At 70.7% G+C, this 16,863-nt stretch carries 10 protein-coding genes; 5 read left to right on the top strand and 5 right to left on the bottom strand.

Features of this window, described 5'->3' with window-relative positions; genetic code table 11:
* Window positions 1-38: 38 nt before the first annotated feature.
* Complete coding sequence (locus E4K62_RS02280; protein WP_135063175.1) at window positions 39-2,591, bottom strand: MMPL family transporter; 2,553 nt, start codon at window positions 2,589-2,591, stop codon at window positions 39-41.
* Between the two features lie 106 nt (window positions 2,592-2,697).
* Here E4K62_RS02280 and E4K62_RS02275 point away from each other — a divergent pair, with 106 nt between their 5' ends.
* Window positions 2,698-3,270 carry a TetR/AcrR family transcriptional regulator gene (locus tag E4K62_RS02275; RefSeq protein WP_135063173.1) on the top strand — a complete coding sequence of 191 codons (573 nt, stop codon included), beginning with the start codon at window positions 2,698-2,700 and terminating at the stop codon, window positions 3,268-3,270.
* Between the two features lie 3 nt (window positions 3,271-3,273).
* On the opposite strand, the gene E4K62_RS02270 is transcribed toward E4K62_RS02275, so the two are convergent.
* On the bottom strand, window positions 3,274-4,272 hold the full coding sequence (locus E4K62_RS02270; RefSeq protein WP_135063171.1) for a LacI family DNA-binding transcriptional regulator: 999 nt from the start codon (window positions 4,270-4,272) through the stop codon (window positions 3,274-3,276).
* Between the two features lie 153 nt (window positions 4,273-4,425).
* Between E4K62_RS02270 and E4K62_RS02265 the strand changes: the two genes are divergently transcribed.
* From E4K62_RS02265 to E4K62_RS02250, 4 genes are read left to right on the top strand one after another with little or no spacing between them, the layout of a single operon-like run.
* A complete protein-coding gene (locus tag E4K62_RS02265) occupies window positions 4,426-5,721 on the top strand; it encodes an ABC transporter substrate-binding protein (RefSeq protein WP_135063169.1) in 1,296 nt (431 codons plus the stop codon).
* Between the two features lie 2 nt (window positions 5,722-5,723).
* The gene (locus tag E4K62_RS02260; protein ID WP_240742785.1) at window positions 5,724-6,740 is read left to right on the top strand and encodes a carbohydrate ABC transporter permease; all 1,017 of its coding nucleotides are present in this window, start codon (window positions 5,724-5,726) and stop codon (window positions 6,738-6,740) included.
* Window positions 6,741-6,745: 5 nt separating this feature from the next.
* On the top strand, window positions 6,746-7,612 hold the full coding sequence (locus E4K62_RS02255; RefSeq protein ID WP_240742920.1) for a carbohydrate ABC transporter permease: 867 nt from the start codon (window positions 6,746-6,748) through the stop codon (window positions 7,610-7,612).
* Window position 7,613: 1 nt separating this feature from the next.
* Window positions 7,614-9,950 (top strand): beta-xylosidase/alpha-l-arabinosidase, encoded by a 2,337-nt coding sequence (locus tag E4K62_RS02250; protein WP_135063165.1) that lies wholly within the window; start codon window positions 7,614-7,616, stop codon window positions 9,948-9,950.
* A 59-nt stretch (window positions 9,951-10,009) separates the two neighbouring features.
* Here E4K62_RS02250 and E4K62_RS02245 read toward each other — a convergent pair whose 3' ends face one another.
* From E4K62_RS02245 to arfA, 3 genes are all read right to left on the bottom strand, one after another.
* Window positions 10,010-12,766: an alpha/beta hydrolase-fold protein gene (locus tag E4K62_RS02245; protein WP_135063163.1), complete on the bottom strand. Its 2,757-nt coding sequence runs from the start codon at window positions 12,764-12,766 to the stop codon at window positions 10,010-10,012.
* 167 nt (window positions 12,767-12,933) lie between these two features.
* Window positions 12,934-15,318, bottom strand: a complete 2,385-nt coding sequence (locus E4K62_RS02240) for a glycoside hydrolase family 3 N-terminal domain-containing protein (protein WP_135063161.1) — start codon at window positions 15,316-15,318, stop codon at window positions 12,934-12,936.
* Window positions 15,319-15,327: 9 nt separating this feature from the next.
* Window positions 15,328-16,839 (bottom strand): arabinosylfuranosidase ArfA, encoded by a 1,512-nt coding sequence (gene arfA / locus E4K62_RS02235; RefSeq protein WP_135063160.1) that lies wholly within the window; start codon window positions 16,837-16,839, stop codon window positions 15,328-15,330.
* Window positions 16,840-16,863: the final 24 nt, after the last annotated feature.

Genomic DNA, 16,863 nt, shown 5'->3' with positions numbered 1-16,863 from the left:
CTACGGACGCCGGCTACGAGCCTTCTGTGAGATGACGGTCACACCGCCGCGTGGTGCGGATGCCGGCGCTCCAGTGCCGCACCCTCCACGTCGACGTTGGGCAGGATGCGATCGAGCCACCGTGGCAGCCACCATGCCGACCGGCCGAGCAGGTGCATCACGGCCGGCACCAGCAGCATCCGCACGACGATGGCGTCCAGCAGCACACCGAAGGCCAGCCCGAAGCCCATCGACTTGATGATGACGGACTCGGAAGTGATGAAGCCGCCGAACACCGAGATCATGATGAGCGCCGCGGCGATCACGACGGTGCGCCCGGCGCGGAAGCCCTGCGCGACGGCCAGCCGCGCCGGTGCGCCGTGCACGTACGCCTCCCGCATCCCCGTCGCCAGGAACAGCTGGTAGTCCATCGCGAGCCCGAACAGGATCCCGACGAGGATGACCGGCAGGAAGCTCAGGATGGGGCCCGGATCGTGGATGCCGAACAGCGCACCGAGCCAGCCCCACTGGAACACCGCCGTCACGGCGCCGTACGTCGCGAACAGCGACAGCACGAACCCGCCCGTGGCGAGCAGCGGCACCAGCAGCGACCGGAAGACCATCACCATGATGAGGAAGGACAGGCCCACGACCACGACGAGGTACAGCGGCAGCACGTCGGCCAGCCCCTCGGAGATGTCGATGTTGATGGCGGCCTGCCCCGCCACGCCCAGGACGATGTCGCCGTCGATGGGCGGCAGCTCGCGCAGATAGCGCACGAGCCGCTCGGTGGAGACGCTGTTGGGGCCCTCTGCGGGAACCACTTGGAAGACCGCGAGCGAGGAGTCCTCGGCGATCGCGACCGGGGCGACGGCGTCGACGTCCTCCTGCGCGGCCAGTTCGCGGGCCACCGTGAGCTGCGCGTTCTGCACGGCGTCCTCGTCCAGGCCCGCCGGCAGGGATGCGGTGACCAGGAGCGGCCCGTTGAGTCCTTCGCCGAACGCCTCCTCGGTCGCCGTGTAGGCCCGGTAGGCCGGGGAGTCCTCGGCCTCCGAGCCGCCGTCGGGCAGGCCCAGGCGCATGGACAGCGCCGGGATCGCCACGACCAGCAGCGCCACGACCGCGACGACCGCGGTCACGACCGCCCGCAGCGTCGACATGGGCGTCACGGCCCGTCCGCGCGCGCGGGACTCCTGCGGCGCGTCGGCATGCGCGGCCGCGCGCGCCCGTGCGCGCCGGCCGAGCACGCGGGTCCCGGCCAGCCCCAGGAGGGCGGGGGTGAGCGTCACCGCGATCAGCACGGCGATCGCGACGCTCGCCGCCCCGGCCGTGCCCATGAGTCCCAGGAACGGGATGCCGGTGATGTTGAGGGCGAGCAGCGCGACGATGACCGTCGTCCCGGCGAACACGACGGCATTGCCGGCGGTGCCGTTGGCCAGCCCGATCGACTCCCCCACGTCGGCCCCCTGGAGCAGCTGGCGGCGATGGCGGTAGAGGATGAACAGCGAATAGTCGATGCCGACGGCCAGGCCCAGCATGACGCCGAGGATGGGGGTCACCGACGCCATCTGCACGACGCCGGAGAACGACAGGGTCGCCAGGGCGCCGATCGCCACGCCGGTCAGGGCCGTGACGATGGGGAACGACGCCGCCAGGAGCGAGCCCAGCACGACGACCAGGACGATGCCGGCGATGGCGACGCCCACCGCCTCGCCGACACCGAGGATCTCCGGGACGCCCTGGGAGATGTCGGTCGAGAACGACACCTCCACCCCGTCGATCGGCTCGGCCGTGAAGTGGTCCATGACGGCCTGCTTCGAGCTCTCCGGCAGCTCCAGTCGCGGCTCGGTGAACGACACGCTGACCAGGGCGGTCGCGCCATCCTCGGACACGACCCGGATGCCGTCGGCGTAGGACAGCAGTTCGGCGCCCCGCTCGAGCTGTGCCTCCTGCTCGGCGAGCGTCGCCTCGCCCTCCTCGAGCTGCGCTTGCTGCGCATCCAGCTCGGCGAGACCGGCGTCCAGCTGCGCCTGCTGCGCATCCAGCTGAGCGAGCTGGGCGTCCAGCTGCGCCGTCGGGAGCCCCTGCGCCTGCGCCTGCGCACGCCCCGCCTCCAGCTGCGCCCGCCCGGCGTCCAGCTGCGCCTGCGCGTCGGTCAGTTGCGCACGCCCGGCCTCCAGCTGCTGGCGGCCGGCGTCGGTCTGCGCACGGGCGTCGTCCAGCTGCGCACGCCCGGACTCCACCTCGGCGCGCTGGTCGGCGAGCTCCTGCTCTGCGTCGAAGGGATCGATGACGTCCGAGACATCGGGCAGGTCTCCCGCCGTCGCCACGAGGGCGGCGATCTCCTCCCGCTGGGCATCGGTGAGCGCCTCGCCGTCGTCGGCGGCGAACACCACCGTGCCGGAGGCGCCGCTGAACTCGGGGAGGGTGTCCTCGAGCTCCGCGATCACCTCCCCTGAGGCCGTTCCGGGGATGTCGAAGCTCGAGCTGAGCCCCTTGAAGCCCAGCGCGAAGCCGCCACCGGCCAGCGCGAGCAGGGCGATCCAGGCGATCACGACCGCCCACGCGCGGCGCGCGGCGAAGGTTCCCAGACGGTGGAGAAGTTCGGCCATGCGGATCCTCTGTTTCGTGAGGGCAGGCCCGCCGAGGGGCACCCTCGACGCCGACGAGCAGCAGCTAAGATAACACGGACCGTCTCGTCTTCAGATCGGAGCCGCCATGCCCCTGCCCCGCAGCGGACCCGTGCGCAGCGAGGCCGCACGGCAGGCGATCCTGCAGGCCACCGCCGATCTGCTCACCGAGCGGGGGTACGACTCACTCACGATCGAGGGCATCGCCGCGCGCGCCGAGGTGGGCAAGCAGACGATCTACCGCTGGTGGCCCTCGAAGGGAGCCGTCATCGCGGAGTGCCTGCTGGAGGGCAAGATCCTGCCCGGGCGCCTCCTCGTCCCCGACACCGGCGACATCCGGCGCGACCTCTCGCAGTGGCTCACGACGGTGTTCGCTCTGCTCGGCGAAGAGCAGGGCGAGACGCTACTGCGCTCGCTCGTGGCCGCCGCCGCCGAGAACGCCGACACCGGCCGCCGGCTGCGCGACAGCCTCACCGGCTCGGGATCGGTTGCCGGACGCCTGCGCTCGGCGATCGGCACGGCCCCCAATCTCACTCCCGACACCCCGGTGGACGAGCTCGCCGAGGCGCTCTCGGGCGCGGTCATCCTCCGCGCCCTCAGTCGCGAGCCGCTGCGCGAGGCGGACCTGGTGCGACTTCTGGACGCCGTGCTGGGACGGTGACCCTCACGCCGGCGGCGCCGTCGTGGACCGGACCACCAGGCGCGTGGCCAGGCCCACCTGAGTGGCATCCGGCACGTCTCCCCGCATGAGCGTCACCAGGAGCGTCGCAGCCGTCGCCCCCAGCAGCTGCATCGGCTGATGCACCGTCGTGAGCGGCAGCGCCGCCTGCGAGGACTCCGGGATGTCGTCGAATCCGACCACCGACAGATCGCCGGGGATGCTCAGGCCCAGACGCGTGGCGACTTCGATGACGCCGAGGGCCGACAGGTCGTTGGCGGCGAACACCGCCGTGGGCCTGTTCGGCGAATCCAGCAGGAGCCGGGCCTGCTCACGGACGGTCTCGGGGTGGTACATGCCGACCCGCACCAGCGCGGGGTCGTACGCGATGCCGGCCTCGGACAGGGCGCGACGGTACCCGGCGTCGCGCGCGATCGACGAGCGCAGATCCGGCCGGCCCGCGATGAAGCCGATGCGGCGGTGCCCGAGTTCCACGAGGTAGCGGGTGGCCTCCCACGCCCCCGTGAAGCTGTCCGATTCCACGGTGGGCACGTCGGCACGACCGGTGTGCGGGTCGATCGCGACGATCGGCACGTCGACGGAGACGCCCAGGATCGTGGGCGTGACCATGATGGCGCCGTCGATCAGCGTGCCGCTCAGCCGGCTGAGCGAGCGCCGCTCCCACCCTTCGCCGTTCTGCTGGCGCGATCCGCTGTACGCGAGCAGGTCGTAGTGGGTGTCGCGCAGCGCGCGGCCCACGCCTTTGAGGATCTCGGCGCTGAACGGCTCGAAATCGGCCACGAGCACCCCGATGACGCCCGTGCTGCGGGCGCGCATGCTGCTGGCCACGAGGCTGGAGGCGTACCCGAGCTCGGCCACCGCAGCGAGCACGCGCTCGACGGTCTCGGGTGAGACGCCGTAGCGCCCGTTGACCGCTTTGGACACGGTGGCGACGGAGACACCCGCCGCACGGGCGACGTCGTTGATGGTGGGACGCCGCGACATGGCGCCGATCCTAGCGTGATGGAAAATGTTTTCGAAAACGTTTGACGCGATCCCGCGCCCTGCGCACACTGGCTGAGCACCCGGCGATGCACACGCGCGGGATGCGGCACCTCGATGGGCGAGAGTGCACTCAATGAAGAGACAGGTGATCACATGAGAACCAAGCGATTCGCAGCGGGGGCGGTGGCGCTCGCGGCAGGTGCGCTCGTTCTGAGCGCGTGTTCGGGGGGCGGCGGAGGCGGCTCGGACTCGGGCGACGGCTCGGTCGAGATGACGCTGTGGCAGAACTCCACCACGGGACCCGGCCAGCAGTTCTGGAAGGACGCCATCGCGGCGTTCGAGGAGGAGAACCCGAACGTCACGATCAAGATGCAGTCCGTCCAGAACGAGGACATGGACGGCAAGCTGCAGACCGCGCTGAACGCCGGCGACCCGCCGGACATCTTCCTGCAGCGCGGTGGCGGCAAGATGGCCGCCATGGTGGACGCGGGCCAGCTGATGGACCTGACCGACCTCATCGACGACGGCCTCAAGGAGGAGATCTCCGAGGTGGCGTTCGCCGCCGAGACGTACGAGGACAAGATCTGGGCGATGCCCCTCTCCGTGCTGCCCGGCGGGTTCTTCTACAGCCAGGACGCGTTCGACGCCGCCGGCATCACCGAGAACCCCACCACGGTCGACGAGCTGAAGGCCGCGGCGGAGGAGCTGAAGACCACCGGCATCGCCCCCATCGCCCTGGGCGCCAAGGCGGCATGGCCGGCCGCGCACTGGTACTACTTCTTCGCGCTGCGCGAGTGCAGCTCGGACGTCATCGAGGAGACCAGCGAGACCAAGGACTTCAGCGACGAATGCTGGCTGAAGGCCGCCGAGGACCTCGAGGACTTCGCATCCATCGACCCGTTCAACGACGGCTTCCTCACCACGGAACCGCAGCAGGGCGCCAACAGCTCGGCCGGTCTCATCGCCAACCGTCAGGCCGCGATGGAGCTCATGGGGGCCTGGAACCCGGGTGTGATCGCGTCGCTGACCCCGGACGAGAAGCCGCTGCCCGACCTGGCGTGGTTCCCCTTCCCCGAGGTGGACGGCGGTCAGGGGGAGCCCGGGTCGCTCATGGGCGGCCTCGACGGCTACTCGTGCGCTGCGCAGGCTCCTGAGGAGTGCGCCGACTTCCTGAACTTCGTCGCCAGCGCCGAGCAGCAGACGAAGTACTACGAGGCCTTCCAGTCGCCGCCGGTGAACTCCGTCGCGCAGGAGGCGGTCACCGAGCCCTACCTGGTCGGCATCCTCGAGGCCTACAACCAGGCGCCGTTCGTGTCGCAGTGGCTGGACACCGTGCTCGGCCAGAACGTCGGCAACGCGCTGAACGTGGCCGTCGTGGACATGCTGGCGGGCAACAGCTCGCCCGAGCAGTTCATCGAGACCGTCAACACGGCGGGTGCGCAGGGCTGAGTATGTCCATCCGCGAGATGTCCTCCACGGGCGATTCCGATCTCGCGCAGCACGACGGGGGCGGCGTCACGCCGCCCCCGTCCGTGCCGCGGGATCGCCGCCGCCCGCGTGGGCTGGGCTGGGCCGGGCGCCTCGAGGTGCTGGTCATGGTCGGCCCCGCCGTCCTCTTCTTCGTCGGCTTCGTGATCCTCCCCGTGATCATGGCCGCCTACTACGGGTTCTTCCGCTGGTCCGGCTTCGGCCCGGCGACCGACTTCGTCGGCCTGCAGAACTACGTCGTCATCTTCACCGACCCCAACTTCCAGGCAGCGCTGCTGCACAACGGCTTCATCGTCGTGATGTCGCTCGTGCTGCAGGGCCCGCTCGCGATCCTGCTGGCGCTCCTGCTGAACCGCCGGATGCGCGGGCAGTCCGTCATCCGCGTGCTGATCTTCGTCCCCTACGTCATCGCCGAGGTCGTCGTGGGAACCGGCTTCAGCCTGCTGCTGGCCACCAACGGCGCGGCCAACGGCGCGCTGGAGAACCTGGGGCTCGGGTTCCTCCGCGCAGACTGGCTCTCCGACCCCTCGATCGCGATCTGGACGCTCATGGCGATCCTGACGTGGAAGTACATCGGCTTCGCCGTGATCCTGTTCCTCGCGGGGTTGCAGGGCATCCCCGAGGAGCTCTACGAAGCGGCCGCCATCGACGGCGCGTCGTACTGGCAGATCCAGCGCCGCATCACGCTGCCGCTGCTGGCCCCGACCCTGCGCATCTGGGCGTTCCTGTCGATCATCGGAGCGCTGCAGCTGTTCGACCTCGTCTACATCATCTGGGGGCAGTACGTCTCCTCCGTGGCGGGCACCAACACGATGGCGATCTACATGGTGGCCACGGGCCGCAACTCCGGAAACTTCGGGTACGGCAACGCCGTGGCCGTCGTGATCTTCGTCATCTCGATGATCGTGGCGCTCGTCTACCAGCGCTTCATCCTGCGCCGCGACACCGCCGGCGCGATCACAGAGAGGGGTGCTCGATGAGCACCATGGCCATCACCACACGTCGCGCGACGCCCCTCTCGCGCACGCGACAGCGCCTGCCGTGGGGACCCCCGGTCGTCTACTTCATCGCCCTGGTGATCATCGCGCTCATGCTCGGACCGGTCATCTACATCATCATCGGCGGCTTCCGCACGAACTCGCAGATCACCCTCGAGCCGGCGGGCTTCCCCGCGCCGTGGAACTTCGAGAACTACCTCGGCGTCATCACCAGCGGGCAGTTCTGGACGCAGGTGGGCAACTCCACGATCGTGGCCCTCGCCACCACGGTCGGCGCGGTCGCGCTGGGTCTCATGGCCAGCTACGTCATCGCGCGCTACAGCTTCCGCGGGCGTGGCGCCCTGTACGCCCTGTTCGCCTCGGGGCTGATGTTCCCCATCACCGTGGCCATCACGCCGCTGTACATCGTGGTGCGCAGCCTCGGCCTGATGAACACGCTGCCGGGCATCATCCTGCCCCAGATCGCGTTCGCACTGCCCACGACGGTGATCATCCTGGTGCCGTTCCTGCGTGCCATCCCGGACGAGATCCAGGAGGCCGCCTACATCGACGGATGCGGACGCCTGGCCTTCTTCTGGCGCATGGTCCTGCCGCTGGCGGTGCCCGGTGTCATCACGGTGGGCATCCTCGCCTTCATCGGCAGCTGGAACGCCTACCTGCTGCCGCTGTTCATCCTCAACAACGAAGAGGCCTTCACCCTGCCGTTGGGCGTGCAGGCGTTCTCGTCGCAGTACTCCGTGGACACCGCACGCGTGCTCGCGTTCACGTCACTGTCGATGCTGCCCGCCCTGGTGTTCTTCAGCCTGTTCGAGCGGCGCATCGTGGGTGGCCTCACGGGCGCGGTGAAGGGCTGACATGTCTCAGGAACGCTCGGAGCCTTCGGCGCGCGTGCGCGCGCTGCTGGCGGACATGACCCTCGAGGAGAAGGCGGCGCAACTGGTCGGCTACTGGGTCGATCAGGGCGGGGAGGTCGTCGCCCCGCTCGCGGACGAGATGGTCACCTCCACCAAGTACGCCGACGCCACCGTGCACGGGCTCGGACACCTCACGCGCGTGTACGGCACGCGGCCGGTCGAACCGGTCGAGCGCGCACGGTGGCTGTGGGAGGAGCAGCGGCGGCTGCGCTCGGAGACGCGCCTGGGCATCCCGGCCATCGTCCACGAGGAGTGCCTCACGGGCCTGGCCGCGTGGAAGGCGGCGACCTTCCCCACGCCGCTCGCGTGGGGCGCCTCCTTCGACCCCGACCTCGTGCAGGAGATGGCGGAGAGCATCGGCGACTCCATGCGTGAGCTCGGCATCCACCAGGGCCTCGCTCCGGTGCTCGATGTCATCCGCGACCCGCGGTGGGGGCGCGTGGACGAGTGCATCGCCGAGGATCCGTACGTGGTGGGCACGATCGGCACCGCGTACGTGCGCGGCCTGCAGCATGCCGGCATCCACGCCACCCTCAAGCACTTCGTCGGCTACTCCGCCTCGCAGGCGGCGCGCAACCACGCCCCCGTCCACGCCGGACCCCGGGAGATCGCCGACGTGCTGGTGCCGCCCTTCGAGATGGCGCTGCGCGACGGCGGGGCGCGGTCGGTCATGAACTCCTACGCCGAGATCGACGGCGACCCCGTCGGGGCGAGCCCGGCGTATCTGACCGACCTGCTCCGTGGCGAGCTCGGATTCGAGAGGGTCGTCGTCTCGGACTACTTCTCCGTCGCGTTCCTGCACTCCACGCACGCCGTCGCCGCCGACCTCGGCGAGGCCGCCGAGCTCGCCCTGGCCGCCGGCATCGACGTGGAACTGCCCACCGGCGACGCGTACGCCGAGCCCTTGCTCGCGCGCGTGCGGGAGGGCATCGCCGACGAGGCGCTGCTGGATGCCGCGGTCCTGCGCGTGCTGACGCAGAAGGAGCAGCTGGGCCTGCTGGACGAGTCCTTCGCCGAGCCCCCCGCCTCGATCGACCTCGACTCGCCGCGGCACCGCGACATCGCGCGGCGCCTGGCGAGCGAATCGGTCATCCTGCTGGCCAACGACGCCGTCCTGCCGCTGCCTGCCGCGACCGTGCGCCGCGTCGCGGTGATCGGACCCAATGCCGACTCGTCCGAGGCGCTCATGGGCTGCTACTCGTTCGCCAACCACGTCCTCGCGCACCACCCCGATGTCGCGCTGGGCATCGCCATCCCGACGGTGCTGGACGCCGTCCGCGCGGAGTTCCCCGACGCGGCGGTGGACGCCGTGCGCGGATGCGACGTCGAGGGTGAGGACGGTTCCGGCATCCCCGGCGCCGTGGCCGCCGCGGCGGAGGCCGATGTGGCGGTCCTCGTCGTCGGCGACCGCGCGGGCCTGTTCGGTCGCGGCACGGTCGGCGAAGGCAACGACGTCGAGGATCTCGAGCTGCCGGGACGCCAGCGAGACCTCGTCGAAGCGGTCGCCGCGACGGGCACCCCGGTCGTGCTCGTGGTCGTCTCCGGACGCCCCTACGCGCTGGAGTGGGCCCTGACCGGGCCGCACCCGGTCGGCGCCGCGCTGCAGACCTTCTTCCCCGGCGAGGAGGGGGCGGATGCGGTGGCCGCGGTGCTGTCCGGCCGGGTGAACCCGTCCGGCCGGCTCCCCGTGTCGCTGCCGCGTTCGGCCGGCGCACAGCCGTACACGTATCTGCACCCCTTCCTGGGGGGACCCAGCAGCATCACCAGCGCCGATCCCACGCCCGTCCTGCCGTTCGGTCACGGGCTCAGCTACACCACGTTCGAGCACGCCGGGCTGGAGGTGACGCCTACGGTGGCAGCCGGCGACGTCTTCACCGCCGCCGTGACGGTGCGCAACACCGGCGCGGTCGCGGGCGCGGATGTCGTCCAGCTGTACGGCCACGACGTGTACGGCAGCATCACGCGGCCCCTCGCCCAGCTGCTGGCGTACCAGCGCGTGTGGCTCGAGCCGGGAGAGGCCCGGGAGGTCACCTTCACGGTGCCCACCGCACGCCTGGCCTTCACCGACCGCTCCGGGCGTCGCATCGTCGAGCCCGGCCGGGTCGACGTGTGGGTCGGGCCGTCGTGCGCGCAGCGCGAGGCGGAGTCCGTCGTACAGGTCACCGGCGACGTGCACCCGGTCTCGCCGGGAGACGCCCGCGTGGCGACGGCGACGGTGGGACCGGCTCTCCGCACCCCGGCGGCGGAGGACGCCGCACTGACCGCCTCGCGCGTCTGAGGCCACGACGCCGGTGCCCTCCCCCGCCGATGTGGCGGAGGAGGGCACCGGCGCTCGGATCAGTTGAGCACGAACGAGATCGTCGCGGTGTTGCCCACCACGTCGTGCACGATCAGCGTGTTCGCCCCCTGCACGGCCCCGAAGGTGCCAGGGCGCAGGAAGTTGACATCCGACCATGCGTTGTCGGTCAGGTCCTTCTCCACACCGTTGATCACGACCTTGTCGATGCGTCCGGCGTCGTACAGCTTGTAGCTGACGACGTCGTACCCTTCGGCGGTGCCGACGGTGAAGTCGGCCCCCTCCTTCACGGTCGCCGTGGGCGCATCCGCGTCGACGGTGAACGCGAACGTCCCGGTGCGGGAGATGTTCCCCGCCCGATCGTGCGCGTTGTACCGCAGCGTGTACTCCCCCGACGCCAGCGCGACGGTGGCGGTGTGGGTGCCGCTCTCGGCTCCGTTCATCGCCGTCTGGGTGCTCCGCACCAGCGTGCCGCCCTGATACACGTTCGCCACGATGCGCTCGAGTCCACCCAGATCGGAGGCGTCGACCTGGACCTCCAGCGCTCCGAACGGTCCCGCGGTCGTCGGTGACACCAGTGCCACCTCGGGGCGGGTCGTATCGGCCGGGGCGCTCTGGAACAGCCGCGGCGCGAAATCGATCAGGTTCTTCTGCCAGACGTCCCACCCGTGCGGGCCGGGCGTCACGCCGTTGAACTCGTACTCGATCCCGAGCTCGTCCAGCACGGGGAGCGAGTTCATCACCGAGGTGTAGGTGAAGTCGGTGATGTCTCCGGTGTACAGGCGGAACAGCTCGGTGCCTGCGTTGATGGCCTCGGCATCGACGCCCGCAGTGCCCCCGAAGCCGGCCGCGAACGTGCCGATGTACGCGAACGCCCCCGGATGTGCCTTGAGCACCGACACCGTCCGCGCTCCCCCGGCCGACAGGCCCGCGAGGGCGCGCTTGGCGGGGTTGCCGCTGACGTTGTACCGCTCCTCGGTGACGGGCACGACGTTCTCGAGGAGCTCCCTCGGATAGTCGCTGACGTTGCCGTTGGGCATGACCACGACCATCGGTTCGATCGCGCCGTCGAGGAAGAGGTTGTCGAGGATCTGACGCGCGCGCCCCACCTCGACCCAGTCCGTCCAGCTCTGGCCGCCGCCGTGGTTCAGCACGAACAGGGGATACGGCTCCGGCCGCTCGGCGTCGTACCCCGGTGGCGTCCACACGTACGCGCTGCGCTCCTGGCCGGCCACCGAGCTCTGGTACGACATCACCTCGAGGTCTCCACCTGACCCGGCCGGCACATCCGTGAGGAGGCGTGCCCCCTCACCGGGCACGAGGAACGTGCTCCACGCCGGCTCGCTCGTCACGAACGTGGGGTTGGAGGCGTCCTTGACCGGCTGACGGTCGACGATGAAGCGGTAGTGGTAGAACTTCGACTCCAGCGGTCCCACCGTCGCCCGCCACCGGTCGCCGACCTTGGTCATCTCCACGCGCAGCCAGCTGCCGCCGGGCGCCCAGTTGGCCCACACCGAGACGTACTCGGCGTCGGCGAATTCGGTCGTCGTCTCGAACGTGACGAAGCCGCCCTCGGAGACCCACGGGGTCGGGGTCGTGCCGGGGGCCGGAGGTTCGAACCGCTCGGTGAGGGCGGTGTGCCCTTCGCTCATCGCGGGGTCGCTCGCCTGGCCGGTGAACAGCCGAGGCGCGAAGTCGATCAGGTTCTCCTGCCACGCGTTCCAGTTGTGGCCGGCGTCGGGATTGACGCCGTCGAACTGGTACTCGAGGCCCACTTCGTCGAACTTCTGGAACGAGTCGTAGACGTCGTTGTGCGCCACGTCGGTGGGGTTGCCCACATACACGCGGAACAGGTCGGTGCGGTTGTTCATCTTGCGCACCGGGATGTCGTCCAGGTCACCGAACCGGCCCGCGCCGAACGTGCCGATCTGGGAGAACTCACCCGGGTGCTCGCTGAACACCTCGAAGGTCTGCCCGCCGCCCATCGACAGGCCGGCCAGGGCCCGCTTCTTCTTGGACGGGGAGACGCGGTAGGCGTCTTCGACGGCCGGGACGATGTTCTCCAGCAGTTCCGTCGGGAAGTCGGGCACGTTGCCGTTGCCCATCACGACGAGCATGTCCTCCAGGCGCCCCGACAGCCACAGGTTGTCCAGGATCTGCTCGGCGCGGCCGACCTCGACCCAGTCGCGGTAGCTCTGCCCGCCGCCGTGCTGGAGGTACAGCACCGGCAGCTTCTTGCCCTTGGGCTTGTAGGTGGGGGGCACCCACACGAGCGCCTCGCGCTCCTCGCCCGCCACCGAGCTGTCGTAGGTGAGGGTCTCGATCGTGCCGGCCTCCTCGGGCGCGTCGGCCAGGAGCGCAGCGGACTCGCCGGGGATGAAGAAGGTGCTCCACTCCGGCTCGGATGCCACGGTCGTGGGGTTGCTCGCGTCCTTGAGCACCTTGCTGTCGTCGCCGGTGACCTGGTAGTAGTACAGCCCCGGCGCGAACGGTCCGTACGTCGCGGTCCAGTTGGCGCCGCTGCGCTGCAGGCCGATCTGCGCCCAGTTCGCGGAGGGACCGAAGTTGCCCTCCACGACCACCTGCGACACGGGCCCGACCGCTTCCTCGACCGCGGCGTTGGGCACGGCGATCCGCAGGTAGCCGTCGTCCTGCACGGTGATCCACGGCTCGGCGGCTGCCGCCGGCACCGCGCCGGCGAGCGCGGTGAGCGCGACGATCGCCGCTGTCAGCAGCGCGACCGCGCGCCTGGCGCGCGGGAACCGGCTCGGTGGCCGGGTCTCGGATGTGATCTCCATCGATTCCTCATCTCGTGTGACGTGTCCGACCGTGCGCAGGCGCGACGAAGGAGGCCCGCACGGGCCGGCTGGGGGGAACGGAATCGACGACGCCGACTTCTCCGGGAGGGGATTTACAACGTCGTAAATGCCGTACGCCGACACTCTGGCAGGGCGTCACGCCCCGGTCAAGAGGAGTTTCCAACGTTGTGAACGGCGACCTCCGTCAGCGGCGCGACGTGCACCGGCGTGTCCAGGACCGGTGCCGGCACCTCCCTGGTGCGGCCGGTCAGCGTCACGACCACCGGCGCGGTCGCGGTCGCCAGCGACAGTCCGGCGGAGAGTTCGATGATCCCGGCCTCGACGACACGGCGCCGGTCGCGCCCGACGAAGGCGAAGCGATCGGCCGAGAGGGTGAACGTCACCTCGGCGGCGGCGCCGGCGGCGAGCTCGACGCGCGCATAGCCCACGAGCTGCACGACGGGACGGGTGACCGAGGCGACGGGATCGGACGCGTACAGCTGCACGACGACGGCTCCGTCCCGCGCGCCCACGTTGCGCACCTGGGTGCGCGCGCGCACCGACCCCGCGACGTCGATCGAGTCGGCGTCGAGGGCGAGCGGGTCCAGCTCGAATTCCGTGTAGGACAGACCGTGGCCGAACGAGAACGCGGGCGCGATCGACAGATTGCTGATGCGATCGCCGTCCTGGCCGAGCGGCGGGGCGAGGTAGGTGTGCGGGATCGCCGCGCCGCTGCGCGGGATCTGGACGGGGAGGTGGCCGGACGGATTCACCGCGCCGGTGAGCACGCGCGCGAGTGCCCCGCCTCCCTCCACGCCCGGGAGGAAGGCCTGCACGAGAGCGGCCGCCCGCCCGACGTAGCGGCCCAGGGCATAGGGCCGTCCCGACACCACGACGAGGACCACGGGCGTGCCGGTTCCCAGGACCGCCTCCACGAGCCGTCCCTGATGGCCCGGCAGCTCCAGGTCGGGCGCATCGGACCCTTCGCCCGACGTCCCCTTCCCGAACATCCCGGCCCGATCCCCCACGACGACCACCGCCACATCGCTCTCGCGCGCGGCGGCGACCGCACGATCCAGCGCGCCCGGGGCAGGCGGATCCACCAGCGGGACGCCCTCCTCGACGACCAGTTCGGTCCCCGGCAGCGCGTCGGCGAGCGCCGCGGCGACCGGCTCGGCGGCGATGCCGAGGCCGAGGCCGGGATGGCGCGGGAGCACGTGGATCGGGTAGGAGTAGGCGCCCATCAGCACGCGCGGGTCGTTCGCGCCGGGACCGACCACTGCGACGCGGCGGAGGCCGCCGGGCAGGGGCAGCGCGGCGGCGGGGTTGTCCAGGAGGATGATCGACTCCTCCGCCAGCCGCCGGGCCAGGTCGCGGTTGCGCGGGCTGTCCAGATCGTGATCGGCCGGGTCCGGCGGCGTCCACCCCTCGTCGAGGAGGCCGAGGTCGAGCTTCTGACGCAGCACGCGCCGGACGGCCGTGTCGACCTCCGCCCGCGTGCGCTCGGGATCGGGATCGTCCTCGTCGAGGAGGCGGAAGGCGGAGGTATCCGGAAGCTCGACATCCATGCCGGCGTGCAGCGCTTGCCTGCCCGCATCCGCCATCGTCCCGGCCACGCCGTGCTTGGACTTCAGGAACGCGATCGCCCAGTAGTCCGACACCACCGTGCCCTCGAACCCCCACTCGCCGCGCAGCACGTCGGTGAGCAGCCAGCGGTCGGCGGCGGCCGGCACACGATCGGTCTCGGTGTAGGAGTTCATGACGCTGCCGGCACCGCCCGAGCGCACCGCCATCTCGAACGGCGGCAGCACGAGGTCGCGCAGCTCCCGCTCGCCCATCGAGACGGGCGCATGGTTGCGACCGCCGCGCGAGGAGGCGTGCCCGGCGAAGTGCTTGAGCGTCGCGATGACACCGGCCTCCTGCATCCCGCGCACATACTCCGTCGCGAGCGTGGCCACCACGTACGGATCCTCGCCGAGGGTCTCCTCCACGCGACCCCACCGGTAGTCGGTGACGACGTCGAGCACCGGCGAGAGCCCCTGGTGCACGCCGACCGCCCGCATGTCCTCGCCGATCGCCCGCGCCATCTTCCGCACGAGGCTGCGATCGAACGTCGCCGCCCACGCCATCGGGATCGGGTAGACCGTCGCCCCCAGCGTCGTGAAGCCCGTCAGGCACTCCTCATGGACGATCGCGGGGATGCCCAGGCGCGTCCGCTCGCGCAGGAAGGCCTGCGCCGCGCGCACCTTCGCCATACCCGCGCGTGCCGGCACCGGCGTCGTGCCGAACACGCGCGTGAGGTGGCCGATGCCGGCGGCGGCGGCCGTCTCGAACGGCAGTCGCCCTCGGCCGAGGACATCCTGCATCGGCGCGATGATCTCGGAGGCGTCACGGGTGTCCTCCCAGTGGCTGCCCAGCTGCGCCAGCTTCTCCGCAGGGGTCATCGATGCCAGCAGGGCGTCGACGCGCTCGGCGGGATCCAGGGTCGGATCCCGCCACGGCTGCGGCGGGGCGGTGCTGTCGTCGTCGGGGGCGAGATCTGCGCGGGTCATGCGCGCCGCTCAGCCGAGGGTCACCGCGGTCCACGAGACCGCGGGGAGGGTCAGCGAGACGGTGTGCGCGTCGCCGAGGTCGGCGGCGATGTCACGCAGGCCCACACGGTCGGGCTCGGTGAGCGTGTTGGCGGCGTGCATGTCGTCGTCGTGCAGGGTCACCGCCGAGCGCACCGCCACCGCCCCCAGCATCGTGACGTCGACCTCGAGCGCGACCTCCTCGGTGAGATTCCGGTTGACGACGAACAGGGTCGTCTCGCCCGTGTCAGGGTCGTGCGTGGCGACGGCGTCGACCATCGGCACCGCGCCGTACAGCTCGGTGTCGTACTCGGGCGACTCCAGGCGCACCTCGAGGGCGTTCCCGCGCGCCAGGCGCGACGTGACGGCGAAGGGGAAGAACGTGCTCTGGCGCCACGCCGGTCCGCCCGGCTCCGTCATGATCGGGGCGATCACGTTGACCAGCTGGGCGAGGCTCGCCGACTTCACGCGGTCCGCGTGGCGCAGCAGCGAGATGAGCAGGTTCCCGACCACGACCGCATCGGCGACGGAGTACGTGTCCTCGAGCAGCCGCGGGGCCACCGGCCACTGCTCGACGTCGGTGATCTTGTCGACGTCGTTGTAGCGGGACTGGTACCACACGTTCCACTCGTCGAAGGAGATGTCGATCGTCTTGTCGCTGTGGCGGATCGCCTTGACGTGATCGGCCGTGGCGACGACGGTGTCGATGAAGCGGTCCATGTCGGTGGCCGAGGCGAGGAAGCTGCCGTAGTCGCCGTTGCGGGGTTCGTAGTAGGCGTGGCACGAGATGAAGTCGACGTCGTCGTACGTGCGCTCCAGCACCACCCGCTCCCACTCGCCGAACGTGGGCATCTGCGCCCCCGAGCTCCCGCACACCACCAGCTGGAGGTCCGGGTCGACCTGTCGCATGGCGCTGGCGGTCTTGGCGGCGAGGGCGGCGTACTCCTCCGCGGTGCTGTGGCCCAGCTGCCAGGGGCCGTCCATCTCGTTGCCCAGGCACCACATGCGGATGCCGTGGGGTTCGGGGTGTCCGTTGGCGACGCGGCGATCCGACCAGAAGGTGCCCGAGCGCAGGTTCGCGTACTCCAGCACGTCGAGCGCCTCGAGAACCCCCCGCGTGCCGAGGTTCACGGCGTACATCACTTCGCCGCCGGCCTTGGCCGACCACGTCGCGAACTCGTCCAGGCCGATCTCGTTGGTCTCGGTGGAGTGCCACGCCAGGTCGAGGCGGCGCGGGCGGTCCTCGCGCGGCCCGACGCCGTCCTCCCAGCGGTACCCCGACACGAAGTTCCCCCCCGGGTACCGCACGGTGGAGACCCCGAGCTCGCGCACGAGGTCGATCACGTCCTGGCGGAAGCCGTCCGCATCCGCCGACGGGTGCGACGGCTCGTAGATCCCGTCGTACACGCAGCGGCCCAGATGCTCGACGAACGACCCGAACAGGCGGCGGTCGACGGCTCCGACCACGAAGTGGGGGTCGATGGTGACACGTGCAGAAGTCATGCTCCTCTTTCCGGGTGGTGCGGG

Source organism: Microbacterium wangchenii, from assembly GCF_004564355.1.
Lineage (GTDB): Bacteria > Actinomycetota > Actinomycetes > Actinomycetales > Microbacteriaceae > Microbacterium > Microbacterium wangchenii.
Note: the sequence above shows the minus strand (reverse complement) of the source record. Positions and strands in the feature narration are given on the sequence as shown.

Excerpts from the sequence above, each read along its gene's own strand:
- E4K62_RS02275 (WP_135063173.1), top strand. The coding sequence starts at position 2,698 with ATGCCCCTGCCCCGCAGCGGACCCGTGCGCAGCGAGGCCGCACGGCAG.
- E4K62_RS02250 (WP_135063165.1), top strand. The coding sequence starts at position 7,614 with ATGTCTCAGGAACGCTCGGAGCCTTCGGCGCGCGTGCGCGCGCTGCTG.
- E4K62_RS02265 (WP_135063169.1), top strand. The coding sequence starts at position 4,426 with ATGAGAACCAAGCGATTCGCAGCGGGGGCGGTGGCGCTCGCGGCAGGT.
- E4K62_RS02280 (WP_135063175.1), bottom strand. The coding sequence starts at position 2,591 with ATGGCCGAACTTCTCCACCGTCTGGGAACCTTCGCCGCGCGCCGCGCG.
- E4K62_RS02255 (WP_240742920.1), top strand. The coding sequence starts at position 6,746 with ATGGCCATCACCACACGTCGCGCGACGCCCCTCTCGCGCACGCGACAG.
- E4K62_RS02240 (WP_135063161.1), bottom strand. The coding sequence starts at position 15,318 with ATGACCCGCGCAGATCTCGCCCCCGACGACGACAGCACCGCCCCGCCG.
- E4K62_RS02245 (WP_135063163.1), bottom strand. The coding sequence starts at position 12,766 with ATGGAGATCACATCCGAGACCCGGCCACCGAGCCGGTTCCCGCGCGCC.
- E4K62_RS02270 (WP_135063171.1), bottom strand. The coding sequence starts at position 4,272 with ATGTCGCGGCGTCCCACCATCAACGACGTCGCCCGTGCGGCGGGTGTC.
- arfA (WP_135063160.1), bottom strand. The coding sequence starts at position 16,839 with ATGACTTCTGCACGTGTCACCATCGACCCCCACTTCGTGGTCGGAGCC.
- E4K62_RS02260 (WP_240742785.1), top strand. The coding sequence starts at position 5,724 with ATGTCCATCCGCGAGATGTCCTCCACGGGCGATTCCGATCTCGCGCAG.